This is a genomic window from Coprococcus sp. RTP21204st1_G4_RTP21204_210225, from assembly GCF_040915385.1.
Classification (GTDB): domain Bacteria; phylum Bacillota; class Clostridia; order Lachnospirales; family Lachnospiraceae; genus Allocoprococcus; species Allocoprococcus comes.
The window spans coordinates 60,895-77,564 of record NZ_JBCPDP010000007.1 but is presented as its reverse complement, the minus strand read 5'-3'; the positions used below and the strand labels follow the sequence as shown (position 1 = coordinate 77,564).

15 protein-coding genes are annotated in these 16,670 nt (G+C 42.7%); 3 read left to right on the top strand and 12 right to left on the bottom strand.

Annotation, left to right across the window (positions count from 1 at the left end):
* Window positions 1–120: 120 nt before the first annotated feature.
* The 9 genes from AB5213_RS08580 to AB5213_RS08540 all read right to left on the bottom strand — a co-directional run bounded on the left by AB5213_RS08580 (window position 121) and on the right by AB5213_RS08540 (window position 8,732).
* Window positions 121–891 (bottom strand): YibE/F family protein, encoded by a 771-nt coding sequence (locus tag AB5213_RS08580; protein WP_055246697.1) that lies wholly within the window; start codon window positions 889–891, stop codon window positions 121–123.
* Window positions 885–2,003: a YibE/F family protein gene (locus AB5213_RS08575; protein WP_022220302.1), complete on the bottom strand. Its 1,119-nt coding sequence runs from the start codon at window positions 2,001–2,003 to the stop codon at window positions 885–887. Before AB5213_RS08575 ends, AB5213_RS08580 begins: the two co-directional genes overlap by 7 nt.
* Window positions 2,004–2,142: 139 nt before the next feature.
* Entirely contained in the window at window positions 2,143–2,373 is a 231-nt protein-coding gene (locus tag AB5213_RS08570; RefSeq protein WP_055246699.1) for a metal ABC transporter substrate-binding protein, read from the bottom strand.
* 93 nt (window positions 2,374–2,466) lie between these two features.
* Window positions 2,467–2,766 (bottom strand): hypothetical protein, encoded by a 300-nt coding sequence (locus tag AB5213_RS08565; protein ID WP_055246701.1) that lies wholly within the window; start codon window positions 2,764–2,766, stop codon window positions 2,467–2,469.
* A gap of 42 nt (window positions 2,767–2,808) precedes the next feature.
* A complete protein-coding gene (locus AB5213_RS08560) occupies window positions 2,809–3,225 on the bottom strand; it encodes a Fur family transcriptional regulator (RefSeq protein ID WP_055246703.1) in 417 nt (138 codons plus the stop codon).
* Between the two features lie 187 nt (window positions 3,226–3,412).
* The gene (hypD, locus tag AB5213_RS08555) at window positions 3,413–5,785 is read right to left on the bottom strand and encodes a trans-4-hydroxy-L-proline dehydratase (protein WP_055246705.1); all 2,373 of its coding nucleotides are present in this window, start codon (window positions 5,783–5,785) and stop codon (window positions 3,413–3,415) included.
* A gap of 4 nt (window positions 5,786–5,789) precedes the next feature.
* Window positions 5,790–6,698, bottom strand: a complete 909-nt coding sequence (locus tag AB5213_RS08550; protein ID WP_055246707.1) for a trans-4-hydroxy-L-proline dehydratase activase — start codon at window positions 6,696–6,698, stop codon at window positions 5,790–5,792.
* A gap of 230 nt (window positions 6,699–6,928) precedes the next feature.
* Window positions 6,929–7,768, bottom strand: a complete 840-nt coding sequence (locus AB5213_RS08545; RefSeq protein WP_055246709.1) for a C39 family peptidase — start codon at window positions 7,766–7,768, stop codon at window positions 6,929–6,931.
* A gap of 226 nt (window positions 7,769–7,994) precedes the next feature.
* On the bottom strand, window positions 7,995–8,732 hold the full coding sequence (locus AB5213_RS08540; RefSeq protein WP_008374535.1) for a peptidylprolyl isomerase: 738 nt from the start codon (window positions 8,730–8,732) through the stop codon (window positions 7,995–7,997).
* Between the two features lie 176 nt (window positions 8,733–8,908).
* On the opposite strand from AB5213_RS08540, the gene AB5213_RS08535 reads away from it, so the two are divergent.
* The 3 genes from AB5213_RS08535 to fucO all read left to right on the top strand — a co-directional run bounded on the left by AB5213_RS08535 (window position 8,909) and on the right by fucO (window position 12,093).
* Window positions 8,909–10,258, top strand: coding sequence for an MATE family efflux transporter (locus AB5213_RS08535; protein ID WP_055246711.1), 1,350 nt, complete (start codon window positions 8,909–8,911; stop codon window positions 10,256–10,258).
* Window positions 10,259–10,270: 12 nt separating this feature from the next.
* Window positions 10,271–10,831, top strand: coding sequence for a TetR/AcrR family transcriptional regulator C-terminal domain-containing protein (locus AB5213_RS08530; RefSeq protein ID WP_055246713.1), 561 nt, complete (start codon window positions 10,271–10,273; stop codon window positions 10,829–10,831).
* Between the two features lie 116 nt (window positions 10,832–10,947).
* Window positions 10,948–12,093: a lactaldehyde reductase gene (gene fucO / locus AB5213_RS08525; protein WP_055246715.1), complete on the top strand. Its 1,146-nt coding sequence runs from the start codon at window positions 10,948–10,950 to the stop codon at window positions 12,091–12,093.
* Between the two features lie 304 nt (window positions 12,094–12,397).
* On the opposite strand, the gene yihA is transcribed toward fucO, so the two are convergent.
* The 3 genes from yihA to clpX all read right to left on the bottom strand — a co-directional run bounded on the left by yihA (window position 12,398) and on the right by clpX (window position 16,659).
* The gene (yihA, locus tag AB5213_RS08520) at window positions 12,398–13,000 is read right to left on the bottom strand and encodes a ribosome biogenesis GTP-binding protein YihA/YsxC (RefSeq protein ID WP_008374529.1); all 603 of its coding nucleotides are present in this window, start codon (window positions 12,998–13,000) and stop codon (window positions 12,398–12,400) included.
* Window positions 12,990–15,329 (bottom strand): endopeptidase La, encoded by a 2,340-nt coding sequence (gene lon / locus AB5213_RS08515; RefSeq protein ID WP_055246717.1) that lies wholly within the window; start codon window positions 15,327–15,329, stop codon window positions 12,990–12,992. The genes yihA and lon overlap by 11 nt, the downstream gene beginning before the upstream one ends.
* A gap of 79 nt (window positions 15,330–15,408) precedes the next feature.
* Entirely contained in the window at window positions 15,409–16,659 is a 1,251-nt protein-coding gene (clpX, locus tag AB5213_RS08510) for an ATP-dependent Clp protease ATP-binding subunit ClpX (RefSeq protein WP_008374524.1), read from the bottom strand.
* Between the last annotated feature and the right edge of the window lie 11 nt (window positions 16,660–16,670).

The window sequence follows — 16,670 nt, the reverse complement described above, 5'->3', positions numbered from 1 at the left end:
TTCCTCCTTCCACTTTTTGCTTCTTCAAAAAAAAGAAAACTGTTCACGAATAAATTGTTCATCCGTAAACAGTTTAATCCTAAACAAGTTTATCACAGATATTTCCCTGCTGTCAACCTGCTATTTACTATTTTCCATCCAATCAAAAAGCTCACAGTTTTTTGCGATCAAAACCGCTGAAACCGGCATTATCATTGTGCAGGAAATTGCTCCAAAAATCATGGAAATACAGTTCTGAAAAAGAATTTTGGAGTTAAGCAACAACTCAATGGAATAATTCTGCATTCTCAAATACGCAAATAACAACAGCGATTCTCCCAGATATGCAAACAATAACGTATTAACCGTTGTTCCGATCACATCTTTTCCAATCTTCATTCCACTTTGAACCAGTTTGTTCATTTTGATATCCGGCTTATGACATTTCACCTCATATACGGAAGTTGTTACTGTCAGTGCCATATCGATCACAGCTCCTAACGTGCTGAGTACAATTACGGCTGTTGCAACCTTGGGCATACTGATATCCAGGTTCATATTATAATAGAAAACATCTTCTCCGGCTGCCTGGATCTCATTCAAGCCTCCCGCCCCGCTTTTCCATACGACCAGATAAATAAATGCAAATAACACACACATTGTAATTGCAACCGCAAGAAATGCACTCCAGGTTTTAATATTCGTCCCATTTTGATAAAACAAAGTGATACAGGAAATTAAAATTCCTGCACCGGCAGTAACCAGAAACACGGGTGCTCCGACGGCATAAAGCCAGATTGCAAGACTCAGGCACAAAATATTTCCCGCCAGAGCGATCAGAGACATGGCGCCTCTGTCCCCTCCAACAAGCACTATTACTATCATTAGAATCAGTCCCAATATGATCAACATCTTTTTTCCCTCTTTTTCACAGATAGTTTCATCATAACTGCTGTTATGAAAATAGACACTGGGATCGCCAGTACAATTCCGATACTTTCTACAAAGAAACGGCATAATTCACATGGAATATGCAATTTTACAATGGTAACAAAACGCACCTCATTGTTCATCCGGATCAAACATGTAGGGATCAGACCGCAGCCAAACACAAACAACAGCACATTGATCATTGTTCCCATAATGTCATATCCGATCTCTCTGCCCGAACGGAAAAGTTCCACAAATTTTACTTCCGGTTTCTGCTCAACAATCTCGCTTAAAGCCACCGATATGGCAACCGCCACATCCATGATGGCACCGAGTCCTGACAACAGGATCTCTGCATGGAAAATTTCATCCGGATTATCAATACTGCCCAGATATTCCATCGTCGAATAATCCAGTTCTTCCATATGCTGCATAACAAGATCAAATATCCCCATGATCATAAGCAGGACACATAGTGTTGTCAATAATGCGGCAAAAGTTTTCCTGTGGATTCCATTTAATCCAACAAGCGTTACCACTGCAAAAAAAAGGATCAGTCTGCTACATACACTTAGAATTTCCGATGTGTCATCCGCCGTCCAGAAACCGATCACAAAAATCAGGATATTCATCATTGCTGTTATGATCGTCAAACCGCCCTGCCGTCCGGCAATCCCAAGGAGCAGAAGTGCAAGGAAGCCAAGCATAACAACCAGCATCGTATCCCGCTTTACTCCAATGATCGATGATCCCTTATAAAACACCCGGTCACCTTTATGGTATTTTTGGTCAGCCATTTCTGTTGTTGTGTATTCATTGGCAATCCGGACTTCTTTTCCTTTGTCTTCTCCGTTTATGATTTTGCCATAAAGACTCTGCTTATATTTCGTTTCTTCTGTTCCACGTGTACTTTTGCTTTTCCCTTCTACAATTGTCACCACTTTTGTCACTTTCACGATCGGTGTCTGATACAGCCAGGCATCATTCATGACAAACAAAATTGCCAGCAGATATAACACACCTGCCACACAATAAAATCTTCCTTTTTTGTTTTTCATCAAATATCTGCTAATCTTTTTCCCGTATTCCTTCATGATCCATCTTTTCTCTTCTTATTTTTTTATCTGCATATCCGCATCTGTGATCCTGCAATACAAAGTCTCATCATTTGGTTCTTTATATGTCTCGAACGTTCCTTGAACGATAATTTCTGTTTCCTGTTCCGGATAATCTTCATCCGACAAGTGCAGCATAATAGCTTAATCCGTAATCATCTACCAGATAACGGAATGGAAAACGATCGCCAAACAGCAGTGTTTTTTGTGACGCGCCATCAACAACTTCCTGGTACTTAGCATCCGGGTCTTTCAGCTTTTCACTGTATGCAGATGCATTCTCCTGATAAATATTCTTATGATCCGGGTCTGCTTTTTCCAGCGCGTCTGCAATTGCCTTACTCAGCACTTCTGCATTTTTTACAGACAGCCATACATGCTCATCATATCCAAAGGAAAGGTATGACTTTTCATACCCTTTCTGCTTTATAAAAAGTTTTATTCAATCATTTAATCTTACCTTTTGATGAACTAACGAAATCGACAAAATGATCCAGAACCCCGGCAAAATAACAGTTTCTGCGATAAAGATCACCGGACTGACAAAAAATCCTACTGCAGGTGTTGTTCCCAGATTCCGAAGGACCTGCTTTGCCTGATGAACGCAGGCACAGATCGGGCAGTCCTTTCCCGTACAGTTATGATCTTCCTCTCTGGCAACATAAAAAAGAGAAGCAAAGGTTACAAATATAAGAAAAATACATATAACCGCTGCTATACTTTTTTTCTTTCCTGTATCCATCTCCTTCTCCTTTCCCAGATTTCATCTGTTAATAAATTTTATTTATTCTTTCTTACTGCATTCACCGCAGATTCCGTAAAACACAGTACGATGCGGATCCATCTGAAAATCATGATGCTGCTGCATATGCTGTTTTAAGCTTTCTATCTCATTGCACTGTAAATGGATCAGCTTTCCACATTTCTCACATTTACAATGATAGCAGTTTTCATATTCTTCCCCATGATCTCCGATATATTCAAAACAGGCACTGCTCGAACCGTCTATTACATACTTCGCGGCCAGACCTTCTTTCACCATCTTCTCCAGATGACGGTAAATGGTCGTGGTTCCGACGGAAATCCCTTTTTCCCTGAAAAAATCGCAGATTTCATTCACGGTAACATGTCTTCCCTGTACCGATTTCAGGAAGGTAAGTATTTCGGTCATTTGTTTTGTTTTATATGGTGCTTTTGCCATACTGACCTCCTCCCTTCAATTTGGAAATCGTTTTCATTTTATCACATTATTTTTATATGTCAATGAAATTTGAAAATGTTTTTCATTGTTCAAAAAAAACAGAAGCACCACACACAGATTACTCTCTGCATTGCGGTGCTCCTGCCTCTTCCTTTATTTAACCTTTTTCAATTTCTCTGGTTATTTTCTATTCGAATGACTGCTCTGTACGGTTGATGATCTCATCCTGAAGCGGTTTGCTTAAGTTACGGAAGAAATCACTGTATCCTGCAACACGCACGATCAGATCTCTGTAATCTTCTGGATGCTTCTGCGCTTCCTGCAGAGTCTTTCTGTCGATAACGTTGAACTGTACATGATGTCCATCCATTGCAAAGTAGCTGCGGATCAGACTTGCCATATTGTCAAGACCTTTCTCTCCTGCTACAACGTCCGGTGTGAACTTCTGATTCAGAAGTGTTCCTGCTGTAGCAAGATGATCCATCTTAGCGCAGGATTTGATAACTGCTGTCGGTCCGTTCACATCTGCGGATTTCTCCGGTGAAATACCTTCTGAAACCGGGATGTGTGCTTTACGTCCGTTAGCTGTTGCTCCGATCACATCTCCGAAGTAAACATGGCAGGTTGTAGGAAGCATATCAACTCCGTACTTTCCACCTCTCATAGTCGGACGTCCTGTGATCAGGTCATGATACAGATAGAATACATCCTGCATCAGATCATCTGCGTAGTCATCATCATTACCATATTTTGGTGTCTTATCGTGTACCATACGATAGATTGCATCGTATCCTTCAAAGTTATGATCCATTGCTTCGACCAGTTCTTCCATTGTGAAGTTCTTCTTATCATATACATTGTATTTAACAGCTGCGATACAGTCTGTAACAGTTCCGATACCAACACCCTGAATGTAGTTGGTGTTGTATCTTGCTCCACCTGCATTGTAGTCTTTTGCATTACTGATGCAGTCGTTTGTTACAACGGAAAGACACGGTGCCGGCATATTTTCTGCATATAATCTCTCGATTACGTTGTTTCCACGGATCTTGATATCGATGAAATGCTTCATCTGTTTCTTGAATGCATTCCACAGTTCATCAAATGTCTTAAAATCTTTTGCATAACCAAGCTTCAGTCCGAGCTGTTTGCCTGACATTGCATCATAACCGTTGTAAAGAGTCAGCTGGAAAATCTTCGGAATATTCATATAACCGGTCAGGATATATGCTTCACTTCCCCATGCTCCTGTCTCTACACAACCTGAAGATCCACCACGACGGGCATCTTCCAGAGATTTACCTGCATTGACAAGTTCCATGATCTGGGCTTCTGTATTATAAAATGCTGGCTGTCCCCATCCTTTTCTTGAGATTTCGCATGCTCTCTTAAGGAAACGTGCCGGTGTTTTCTTGCTGATGGTTACATTAGAGTTCGGCTGTACAAGCTTCATCTCATCCATACAGTCAAGGATCAGGTAGCTGACTGCATTTACACCGTCTTTACCATCTGGTGTAACTCCACCTGTATTGATATTCGCAAAGTCTACATAAGTAGCACTTTCTTTTAAGGTAATACCAACCTTAACCGGTGCCGGCTGGTTGTAGAATTTGATCCATAAGCATTCAAGCAGTTCTTTTGCTTTCTCGTCATCAAGGATTCCTGCTTCTGTATCTGCTTCATAATAAGAAATCAGATGCTGATCCAGACGTCCCGGACTGAATGCATCCCATGGGTTCAGTTCTGTTGTAACCGCAAGATGTGTAAACCAGTATAACTGGATTGCCTGCCAGAAGGTCTGCGGTTTGTGAGCCGGTACAACTTCCAGGTTGGCTGCGATCTGCTCTAATTCTTTCTTACGAGTAGGATCTGCTTCTTTTTCTGCCATTTCAAGAGCCAGTTTGTGATATCTCTCACCAAGGATGATTACTGCATCACATGCAATATCCATCGCTTTGAGTTCTTCCATTTTATCGGTAGCTTCCGGATCATTCATGAAATCCAGCGCATCCATAGTCTTTTTGATCTTTTCTTTGTATTCCAGATATCCAACTTTAAAGTTCTGTTCACCACCGCATGTATGTCCAGGTCCTCTCTGTTCCATGAACTCTGTGAACATACCTGCTGAATAGCAGTCATTCCATTCCGGAGTCATAGCTGCAAGGATCTTCTCTCTCATGCTTCGTCCTGACCAGTAAGGAATGATTTCCTTCTCCTGGATCTCACGATCTTCTTCTGTTGTATGGAAAGATACGAGATCACGTTCACTCATAACTACCATATCTTCTTTGCTGTGGCAGCAAAGTTCCGGGAATGTAGGAGACGCCTGTGGATCTTTTCCTTTTTCACCAACGATCAGCTCACCGTCTCCCAGATAAAGTGTCTTCTTTGAAAAATATTCTTTTAATACCATGGCTCTCATAACCGGAATCGAATATTTTCCATCATTTTTTCTGTAAAAATCTGTCTCGATTCTTGCTCTTTCGAGATCAATGTGAACCGGTGTTGTAACACTCAGTTCTCTCAGCTTCTGAATTCTTTCATTCATGCCTCTTGCCATTTTTTTATCCTCCTATTTTTGTGTTGGTATACCCCGCATCCTGAAAAAGCTTTACAAAACTTTCCATCTCTTCTTTTTCCGGTGCATGTAAATCAGTTCCCTTGTATTCCATACCCAGCTTCGGATATTTACTGCTTCCTGTGTTATGGTAAGGCAGCAGATTGACCTGTGCCGGATGAATGCCGTGTTTCTTCAGAAAATGAATGGTATCTTCCATGTTCTGCACATTGCCGTTCACTTCTTTGATCGTCGGGATTCGGACGTAAATCCTTGCCCCTGCATCCGAAAGCTTCACCAGGTTATCCAGAATCAGCTTATTGTCAACTCCGATATACTTTTTATGTAATTCCGGATCCATCACTTTGACGTCATATAAAAACGTATCTACATACGGTAAAATTGCTTCAAATTTATCATACGAAACATATCCGCAGGTGTCAATGGTAAGCGAAATTTCTTCTTTTTTAAGTGCTTTCGCGATCTGTAAAATATAATCCGTTGACATCGCCATCACTTCCCCGCCGGAAAGTGTGACTCCACCGCCGGACTGTTCATAAAACATCCGGTCTTTCATCAATTCTTTTACCAGTTCCTTTACCGGATACTCCTGCCCGACAATCTCCCGAATGCCTTGCGGACAGAAATTATCACATTTTCCGCAAAGCTGACATTTCTCTTTGTCAAGCTCCGGCTTTCCATCTACCATAGTGATGGCATTGTTCGGACAGACCTTCGCACAGGTTCCACATCCGACGCACTTTTCTTTATCACACTGAAGTTCTCTCTCAAAACGCTGTGTCTCAGGGTTGTGACACCACTCGCACTTTAATGGACATCCTTTAAAAAATACAGTAGTACGGATTCCATCTCCGTCATGGATCGAATACTTCTGAATATTCGTTACTAAATTCATGGTAGCTCTCCTTCTTGTCATTTCGCTTTTTTAGACTAACGTTTGTACCATAGTCTAAAGATACCAAAAAAACAAATAATTGTCAATCCTTTGGCAAACTTCTTCTCAAATATTTTTACAATCCTGATCTTCTTTCCTTAAGCAGACGAAACTCTGCACTCAACTCATCACATATATAAAGAAGAGATACTTCACAGACTGTCTTTATCTGCAAAGTACCTCCCACTTCTCTATTGTACATTCTTCAAAATCACACACTGATTACCTCTGGAACGAAAAGCCGATTCAAACTGTGCTCTGTCATAGCTCACAATCCCTTCGATCGGGTCTGCAACAGTCACACTGTCTGCACTGTATCCGATCAGTACAACACAATGATCGTTCATCGCCCAGCTGGCTTCTCTTCCATCTTCCGTATTCCAGCTTTCCATTATCTGACGTTCTTCCATACCAATTGTTCCCCATACAACCACGGGGGTTCCTTCACTTACAAAACGATACAGCTGTTCCGGCTCTGATCCTGTCTCGTCCTCTGCTTTCATTGCATTTCCATTATCTGCAAGATAGCCATCTGCTGCCGTCACGATTGCTCCTGCTCCGCAGCTTAATCCATCCGTCTCTGACTGTGGATTTCCTATAAAATAATTGTAAATATCATTTCCATATAAAGTTTCATTGTCTCCGTAATAAGTGTTGGTCCATCCAACTGTCGGTAAATATTCGAGTGCCATTGCCATCTTATCTGCAGAATATCCATAATAATTCAAAGTCATTGTAAGAGATGTGATCTCACATCCGGTAGGAAGCTCCGGCATCTGTCCTGTAAATGCAAAATCAGAAATACAGCTACTCTCCGGAAGGGGTGTCTCTTTCACTATTTCCGCATTTTTTATCTTCTGCGTCTTTGCTGTCGTTTTCTCCACTGCTGTAACAGACTGTCTTGCTCCTTTGATCTGTTCTAATTTTGCTTCTATATATGTAGTATCTTTTAATGTAAATCCTACGATAACGGCGCCAACCAGTATCCCTGCTGCCACTGCGATCCATTTTGCTGCACTGCGAATCTGCATCCGTACCTCCGTTTCTTAACACTTCTGTAACAATTCCGTCATATATACTACAACTTTTTTCGTGTTTCGTCAAATCTGCGGGGGAGTTTTCACAAATATTTCATAAATGAGAGTTGGCAGCACAAGTGATTCCAGATAGAAGGATTGCCTGCGCAATGGGTGCAGATCCGATAAAAATTAATCTGTCCTGCTGTTTTTTATCAATCGAATGAAATCCTGGCAAATACTATGCCATATATTTCTTCTTCAGTGCTTCCACCTTCGCGGTATAAGCCTCCTGCTGCTTTTTCTGCATGATCTCACTCTTAATCTGCTCTTTTACATCATCAAGCTTCGCATCTTCGGCTTCTTTCTTATCTTCCACTTTGATCAGATGGTATCCAAACTGTGTCTTGACCGGTCCAACCACATGTCCGATTTCTGCTGCAAATGCGGCATCTTCGAATTCTTTGACCATCTGTCCTTTTCCGAATTCGCCAAGGTCTCCACCGTTTGCTCCTGACGGGCAGGTAGAAGATTCTTTTGCAACATCCTCAAATGCTTTCCCACCACTTACGATGGATTCAAGTAGTTTGTTACATTTGTCTTCGGAATCAACCAGAATATGTTTTGCATGAACAGATGCTCCTTTTGCAAATCTTGCTTTGTTTGCTTCAAAATATTCTCTGATCTCTTCATCTGAAATTATGATTCCCTCAAAAATCTTGCCGATCGCCATCTGTGCAAGGATATCTTTTCTTGCATTTTCCAGAATTGCTTTAAACTTTTCTGTCTCGTCTAACTTTTCTTCTTCACCATATTTTGCAAGTGCATAAACTGCGATCAGCTGATCAACACACTGTTTGCGGAAATCCGGATGGGATGCGTATACCTGCTGTTCTCTCGGAAGGCTTGCGATAAATGCATCTACCTCTGCTGATGTAATTTCATGTCCGCAGATTACTGCTTCAACTGTTTTTTCCATAATTTCTTTGTACTCCTTTTTTCTCGTAGTGTTTCAATTGTACCATTTCATACGGTGTTAGTCAAAGTTGGTTTTATTTCTATGAAACTTCTCTTCATCTGATATCTTTTCTTCCGACTTCATGTTATACTTCGTTTAGGTATGTTTTTTTAGTTTTTTCATTGGAGGTTATTAACATGTCAAACGAAAGTACAAAAACCAATCAGATTACCGAAGGAGTTATCTGGAAGCAATTATTGATTTTTTTCTTTCCTATTGTAGTTGGAACTTTGTTTCAACAGCTTTATAACACCGTAGATGCTGTCATCGTCGGTCGTTTTGTCGGAAAGGGCGCACTTGCCGCAGTCGGGGGATCTTCTGCCGTTCTTTCCAATCTGATCATCGGATGTTTTACGGGACTTGCAAGCGGTGCATCTGTAATTGTTTCCCAGTTTTATGGTGCAAAGGATGAGCGGAATCTGCAAAAGAGTCTGCATACCGCTTATGCTTTTTCCGTTATCCTCAGTATTGTATTTACAATACTCGGATGGGCCTTAACACCATTTCTTTTGAAGCTCATCGATACACCTGCAGATACACTTGCGGATTCTATTCTTTATCTGCGGATTTACTTTTTAGGTATTTTCGGTACCTTGATCTTTAATATAGGCTCAGCCATCATGCGCTCCATCGGTGATTCCCGCAGACCACTATATTACCTGATCGTCTGTTGTTTTCTAAACATCATCCTCGATCTGGTACTGGTAATCGTATTTGATATGGGAATTGTCGGAGCCGCTATCGCAACCATTATTTCACAGGCAGTAAGTGCAATCCTTGTCACCAATGCACTGATGAAAAAATATGATGACTGCAAGCTTTATCTGAGCAAACTACACATAGACCTTTTGAAGCTGCGTATGGAATTCCGCATCGGTATTCCAAGTGCACTGCAGGCATTTATGTACAGTATTACCAATATCATTATTCAGGCAGCAATCAATGGTTTCGGAACCGATACTGCCGCTGCATGGGCTTCTTTTGGTAAACTGGATGCGCTTTTCTGGACAGTCAACGGAGCATTCGGAATTGCGATCACAACCTTTGCCGGACAAAATTATGGAGCAGGTAAAAAAGAACGTATTTTCAAAAGTGTCCGTATCTGCCTTGCAATGGCTGTGGCTGTGTGCGGAGGGATCGTGCTGTTTTTAGCCATCTTCTGCCACCCACTGTTCTCAATTTTTACGACAGATCAAAATGTGATCAATATCGGTATTGATATGCTGCGTTTTATGGCACCGTGCTACACTATTTATGTATTTATTGAAGTTCTCTCCGGTGCACTTCGCGGAACCGGCGATGTCCTGCTGCCGACACTGATCACACTTGGCGGCGTATGTCTGATCCGTATTCCGTGGATTATGTTTGTCTTACCGGCACACCATACCACAACCTGTGTAATGCTTAGTTATCCGATTTCCTGGATCACTACCACAGCTTTGATCATACCGTACTACTTATATAGAAAAAAACATGCCTACGATTAAGGAGAATTGAACATGGCCAAATCCGAATCTACCAAATACCGGCTCGCCGAAGCAATGAAAACCTGCATGAAGACCACTTCTGTCGATGATATCACCATCCGCCAGATTGTGGAAGTCTGTGGCGTCACACGCCAGACCTTTTACCGCAATTTTCTTGATAAATACGATCTGATCAACTGGTATTTTGACAAACTTCTTCTAAAATCATTTGAACATATGGGAGAAGGTACCACTGTTTATGACGGACTGGTCAAAAAATTTGAATATTTAAAGGAAGAGCACCTGTTTTTCGCTGCAGCATTCCGCTCTGACGATCAGAACTCTTTAAAAGAACATGATTTTGAACTGATTCTGGAATTCTATTCAAACCTTATTTTCCAGAAAACCGGAAGACGCCCGGATGCAGAAACTTCATTTCTTTTAGAGATGTACTGCCGTGGCTCGATTTACATGACTGTCAAATGGCTGCTTGGCGGAATGAAATTTCCGCCTGCGCAGCTTGCAAAACAACTGGTACTTGGCATGCCGGAAAAACTTGTGCAACTCTTCACTAATTTGCATATTTTGTCTTAAGCTTTTGTATAAATGTTACACTTTTCATATTCTGTAACTTTTTTTACCGCCTTCTTATTGTTAAAATAGTATCAGAAACAAGTGGTTTTACCATAAACGAAAAGGAGATATGTATCATGGCAAACAGAATTATGTTAAATCAGACATCTTATCACGGAGCAGGTGCAATCGCAGAGATTGCAACAGAAGCAAAAGCTCACGGTTTCAAAAAAGCTCTTGTATGTTCTGACCCGGATCTGATCAAATTCAATGTTACTTCCAAAGTAACAGATATCTTAGACAAAGAAGGACTTGCTTACGAAATCTACTCTGATATCAAAGCAAACCCGACTATCGAGAACGTACAGCACGGTGTACAGGCTTTCAAAAATTCAGGTGCTGATTACATCATCGCAATCGGCGGCGGATCTTCTATGGATACTTCCAAAGCAATCGGTATCATCATCGCAAACCCGGAATTTGAAGATGTAAGAAGCCTGGAAGGTGTAGCTCCGACAAAGAAACCTTGCGTTCCGATCATTGCCGTTCCGACAACAGCCGGTACTGCAGCAGAAGTTACGATCAACTATGTAGTAACAGATGTAGAAAAGAAACGTAAATTCGTCTGTGTAGACCCACATGATATGCCAATCATCGCTGTTGTAGACCCGGAAATGATGTCTTCTATGCCAAAAGGACTGACCGCTTCAACCGGTATGGATGCATTAACTCATGCGATCGAAGGCTACACCACAAAAGCCGCATGGGAAATGACAGATATGTTCCACTTAAAAGCAATAGAGATTATCTCCAAATCTCTCCGCGGTGCTGTTGAAAACACTAAAGAAGGAAGAGAAGGAATGGCTCTTGGACAGTACATCGCCGGAATGGGCTTCTCAAACGTAGGTCTTGGAATCGCTCACTCAATGGCTCATACCCTTGGAGCAGTCTATGACACACCACACGGTGTTGCATGTGCAATGATGCTTCCAATCGTAATGGAATACAACGCAGACTGCACAGGCGAAAAATACCGTGAAATCGCCCGCGCAATGGGAGTGAAAGATGTTGATAACATGTCTCAGGAAGAATACAGAAAAGCAGCTGTAGACGCAGTCCGCAAACTCTCCGAAGACGTAGGAATCCCATCCAAACTCGAAGCCCTCAAAGAAGAAGATCTCCAGTTCCTCGCAGAATCCGCCCACGCCGACGCCTGCGCACCAGGAAACCCGAAAGACGCTTCCGTAGAAGACCTCAAAGATCTCTTCAGAAAACTGATGTAAAGAACAAAATATACATAGTGTGGTAATAAAGCAAAATAATATTCACATCCTATAAATTGATATTCCACTTGCTTTTCTTACCAACAAAGTAGAAAAAGCAACCCCCACAAATCCCGCCCAAAGTGGAATTTGTGGGGGTGAACTTTTTCTCCCCGTATCTTAGTTGATGCAACCCACTTGAGGTATCAGCGCCCGAATCGCCATACATCTTGTTTGGATGCATTGAGGAAGCTGCTCGCATTCTGCATGGACGTCAGTCCACAATCATAATCCGAAAACTGATAATGCAATGGATTTTTCAAGGTTATTCCTCTGTTCCTTTTCCCAGGAATTCTGTGTCTACAAGATTCCAGATCTCATCCCGTCCCTGCTTTGTCTCTGCTGAGAAAGGAATCACAACAGTTCCCGGAAGCAGCTTCAGTCCGGTCTTAATTGCCTTTACCTGCTTCTGTACCTGACTTCTCTTCAGCTTATCAAGCTTTGTCGCGATAATGATCGGATTGAATCCCTGATCCACGATCCAGTCATACATCATCTTATCGTTCGCAGATGGATCATGACGGATATCGATCAGAAGGAAGACGGCTCGCAGCTGTTTAGAGCCATGAAGATAACGCTCGATCAGCTTTCCCCACTGTGCCTTCTCCTGCTCGGAAACCTTTGCATAACCGTATCCCGGAAGGTCCACCAGATACATTTCTTCGTTGATATTGTAAAAGTTGATGGTCTGTGTTTTTCCAGGTTTTGCCGAAGTTCTGGCAAGCGCCTTCCGGTTCATCAGTGCATTGATCAGAGAGGATTTACCGACATTGGATTTTCCGGCAAATGCGATCTCTGGCAAGGTGTGATCCGGCAATTTACTTGTAATTCCACAGACTGTTTCCAGATTTACATTCTTAATTACCATCTTTTTTCCTCCGTGTGCGCATAAGTGCGATTTTCAGAACCTCTTCCATCTGCGATACCGGAATAATCTCCAGTCCCTTTGTGATCTCAGAAGAAAGTTCATCCACATCTTTTTTGTTCTCCCTCGGTACAAGTACCGTCCTGATTCCGGCATTCTTTGCCGCCAGGAGCTTCTCTTTCAGTCCTCCGATCGGAAGTACTCTTCCCCGCAGCGTAATCTCACCCGTCATGGCAAGATCGGCACGCACTTTCTTGTCTGTAATTGCAGAGAGCATCGCAGTCGCCATCGTAATGCCGGCTGAAGGTCCATCTTTCGGAACTGCCCCTTCCGGAATATGGATATGGATATCATGTTTTTCAAAGAAATCTTCAGCAACCTTATATTTACTGCTGATTGACCGGATATAACTGATTCCTGCCTGCGCAGATTCTTTCATCACATCGCCAAGCTGTCCCGTCAGAATGATCTCACCCTTTCCCGGCATTACATTCACTTCAATCTGCAGGGTATCTCCTCCTACACTGGTCCATGCCAGACCACGGACGATTCCCACCTCATCCTCGGCATTTGCCATCTGATAGGTGTACTTTTCTTTTCCAAGATACTTTTCAATATTCCGCTCTGTTACCTGAACTCTCTTTTTATCATGTTCATAGATCTCTCTGGCAGCTTTCCTGCAGATATTACCGATTTCACGCTCCATCTGACGCACACCGGCTTCCTTGGTGTAGTTCTGCGCAATTTTCCAGATCACGCCCTTGCTGATCGTAAGCTGTTCTTTTGTTAGTCCATGTCTTTCCAACTGCTTTGGAATCAGATGTTCTGTCGCAATATGCAGCTTTTCATTCTCCGTATAACTGCTGACCTCAATTACTTCCATACGGTCAAGAAGTGGCCGGGGGATTGTCTGCAGCGAGTTAGCCGTCGTTACAAATGTCACCTCAGACAGATCGACCGGGACTTCCAGATAATGATCACGGAAACGGTTGTTCTGTTCACTGTCTAACACCTCTAGAAGCGCAGAAAAAGTATCTCCCTTATAGTCTGTGCTGACTTTATCAATCTCATCCAGAAGGAGCAGTGGGTTCTTTACCCCGGCGCTCTTAATACCGTTTGCGATCCGTCCCGGCATTGCACCAACATAAGTTTTTCTGTGTCCACGGATTTCAGCCTCATCACGGACACCGCCAAGAGAAATTCTCACATACGGTTTTTTCAGTGCTTTTGCAAGTGATCTTGCAATGGATGTCTTTCCAGTTCCCGGAGGACCTACCAGACACAGGATCGGGCTGTCACCCTTTTTCGTAAGAGCACGTACTGCCAGAAACTCCAGCACACGTTCTTTAACCTCTTCCAGTCCGTAATGTTCTGCTTCCAGAAGCTCTTTCGCATATGCAATGTCTGTAAAATCCTCAGCCCGCTTATTCCATGGCATTTCCAGCATGGTTTCAATATATGTACGGATCACGCCCGCTTCTGCCGGACTCTGCATGGAATTTTTAAATCTGCTGATCTCTTTTTTCAGCTTTTCTTTTACCTCATCCGGTGCATCCAGCGCTTCTGTCTTCTGTGCAAATTCCTCCGCATCGGAAATTGTAGTATCCTCACCAAGCTCTTCTCGGATCAACTTCAACTGTTCGCGCAGGATATATTCTCTCTGATGCTTATCCACACGCTCTTTCACCTTCATCTGGATCTCATCGCGGATGTTCATGATCTGCATCTCATTGACCAACTTAAAGGAAATAAGCTCATAACGTCTGTCAAAATCAAGTTCTTCCAGGATTTCCTGCAATTCCCGGTAATCCAGAGGCATATTCGCTGCCACCTGATTCACCATCTTTTTCAATTCCGTGATCTCTTTGATCTGGTTTACCATATCTTTTGTGATCTTCGGCATTCTCGCCGCATAATCCAGATACAGATCCCGAAGTCCCCGCATCATCGCTTCCCGGTTGATCTCACCTGCAATATCCGGATCACTCTCTTCCGGGATCGTAATATTTGCCCGAAGATACGGATCTGCAAATTCTATTGTATTTAAAACCGCCCGTTCTTCTGCTGATACAAGCACCCGCAGAATCTGTTTTGGCAGTTTGATGATCTGTTTTACTGTCGCAACTGTTCCCACACGGTAGAGATCTGCTTCTCCCGGATTTTCCACTTCCACATCTTTCTGTGTCAGCAAAAAAATCTTCTGGTCGCTTGCCATCGCTTCCTGAACCGCTTCAATCGAGCGTTCCCGGCTGATGTCAAAATGTGCCACCATCTCCGGCAGAATTGTCATTCCCCGCAGGGCAACCATTGGCAGACTTTCTGTTCTGTTCATATAGTTTTTTCTCCTGTTAAATAAAAATGGATGCTTCTGGCCTTAACCGTCAGCACCCATTTCCATACGTCTGATTTTCTTATGCACTTTCCGGTCTTGCCTCGATCTTTTCTGTACTCGGTGCTTTCTCCCCAAGTACTGCCTCTTTTGTCACAAGACAGTATTTCAGATTCTCATCAGACGGTGCTTTATACATGATATCCATCATTACATTTTCCATGATCGCACGGAGTCCTCTGGCTCCTGTCTTACGCTTCAGGGAAGTCTCAGCAATCGCCTCCAGCGCCTCTTTGTCGAATTCCAGTTCCACATCATCCAGCTCCAGAAGCTTCTGGTACTGTTTTACAATCGCATTCTTTGGTTCCGTCAGAATGCGGATCAGATCTTCCTTATCCAGAAGTTCCAGGGATACAGTTACCGGCACACGTCCTACAAGTTCCGGGATCAGTCCGAACTTCACAAGATCCTGTGGAAGGATCTGCTGCAGAAGCCGGTCGATATCTTCCTCATGCCGCTGCGCGATCTGTGCCTCAAATCCAATGGATTTCTTATCTATTCTGTTCTCTATGATCTTATCTATTCCCTCAAACGCTCCACCACAGATAAATAAAATATTGGTGGTATCAATCTGGATCATCTCCTGCTGCGGATGCTTACGTCCACCCTGTGGCGGTACATTTGCGATTGTACCTTCCAGGATCTTCAGAAGTGCCTGCTGAACACCTTCTCCTGATACATCACGGGTAATCGACGGATTCTCAGATTTTCTTGTGATTTTGTCAATCTCATCGATATAAATGATTCCGTGCTCTGCACGTTCAATATCGCCATCTGCTGCCTGAATGATCTTAAGAAGAATATTCTCTACATCTTCTCCGACATATCCTGCTTCTGTAAGCGCAGTTGCATCTGCAATTGCAAACGGTACATTCAGAATTTTTGCGAGAGACTGTGCCAGAAAAGTCTTACCGCATCCTGTCGGTCCTACCATCAGAATGTTACTCTTCTGAAGCTCCACGCCCAGATCTTTTTCTGCCATAATACGCTTATAGTGATTATATACCGCAACAGAAAGTACTTTCTTTGCTTCGTCCTGTCCGATCACATAATCATCCAGAAATGCCTTGATTTCTTCCGGTTTCAGAAGATTGATATCATCATATGCATTTTCTTCTTCATAACCAAGTTCATCTTCAATGATCTCAGTACATACATCCACACACTGGTCACAGATAAACACCCCATTTGGTCCGGCGATCATCTTGCGTACCTGACTCTGTGGTTTATTGCAAAAAGAACATCTTACGATTTCTTCATATTTTCCTGCCATATTCTTACCTC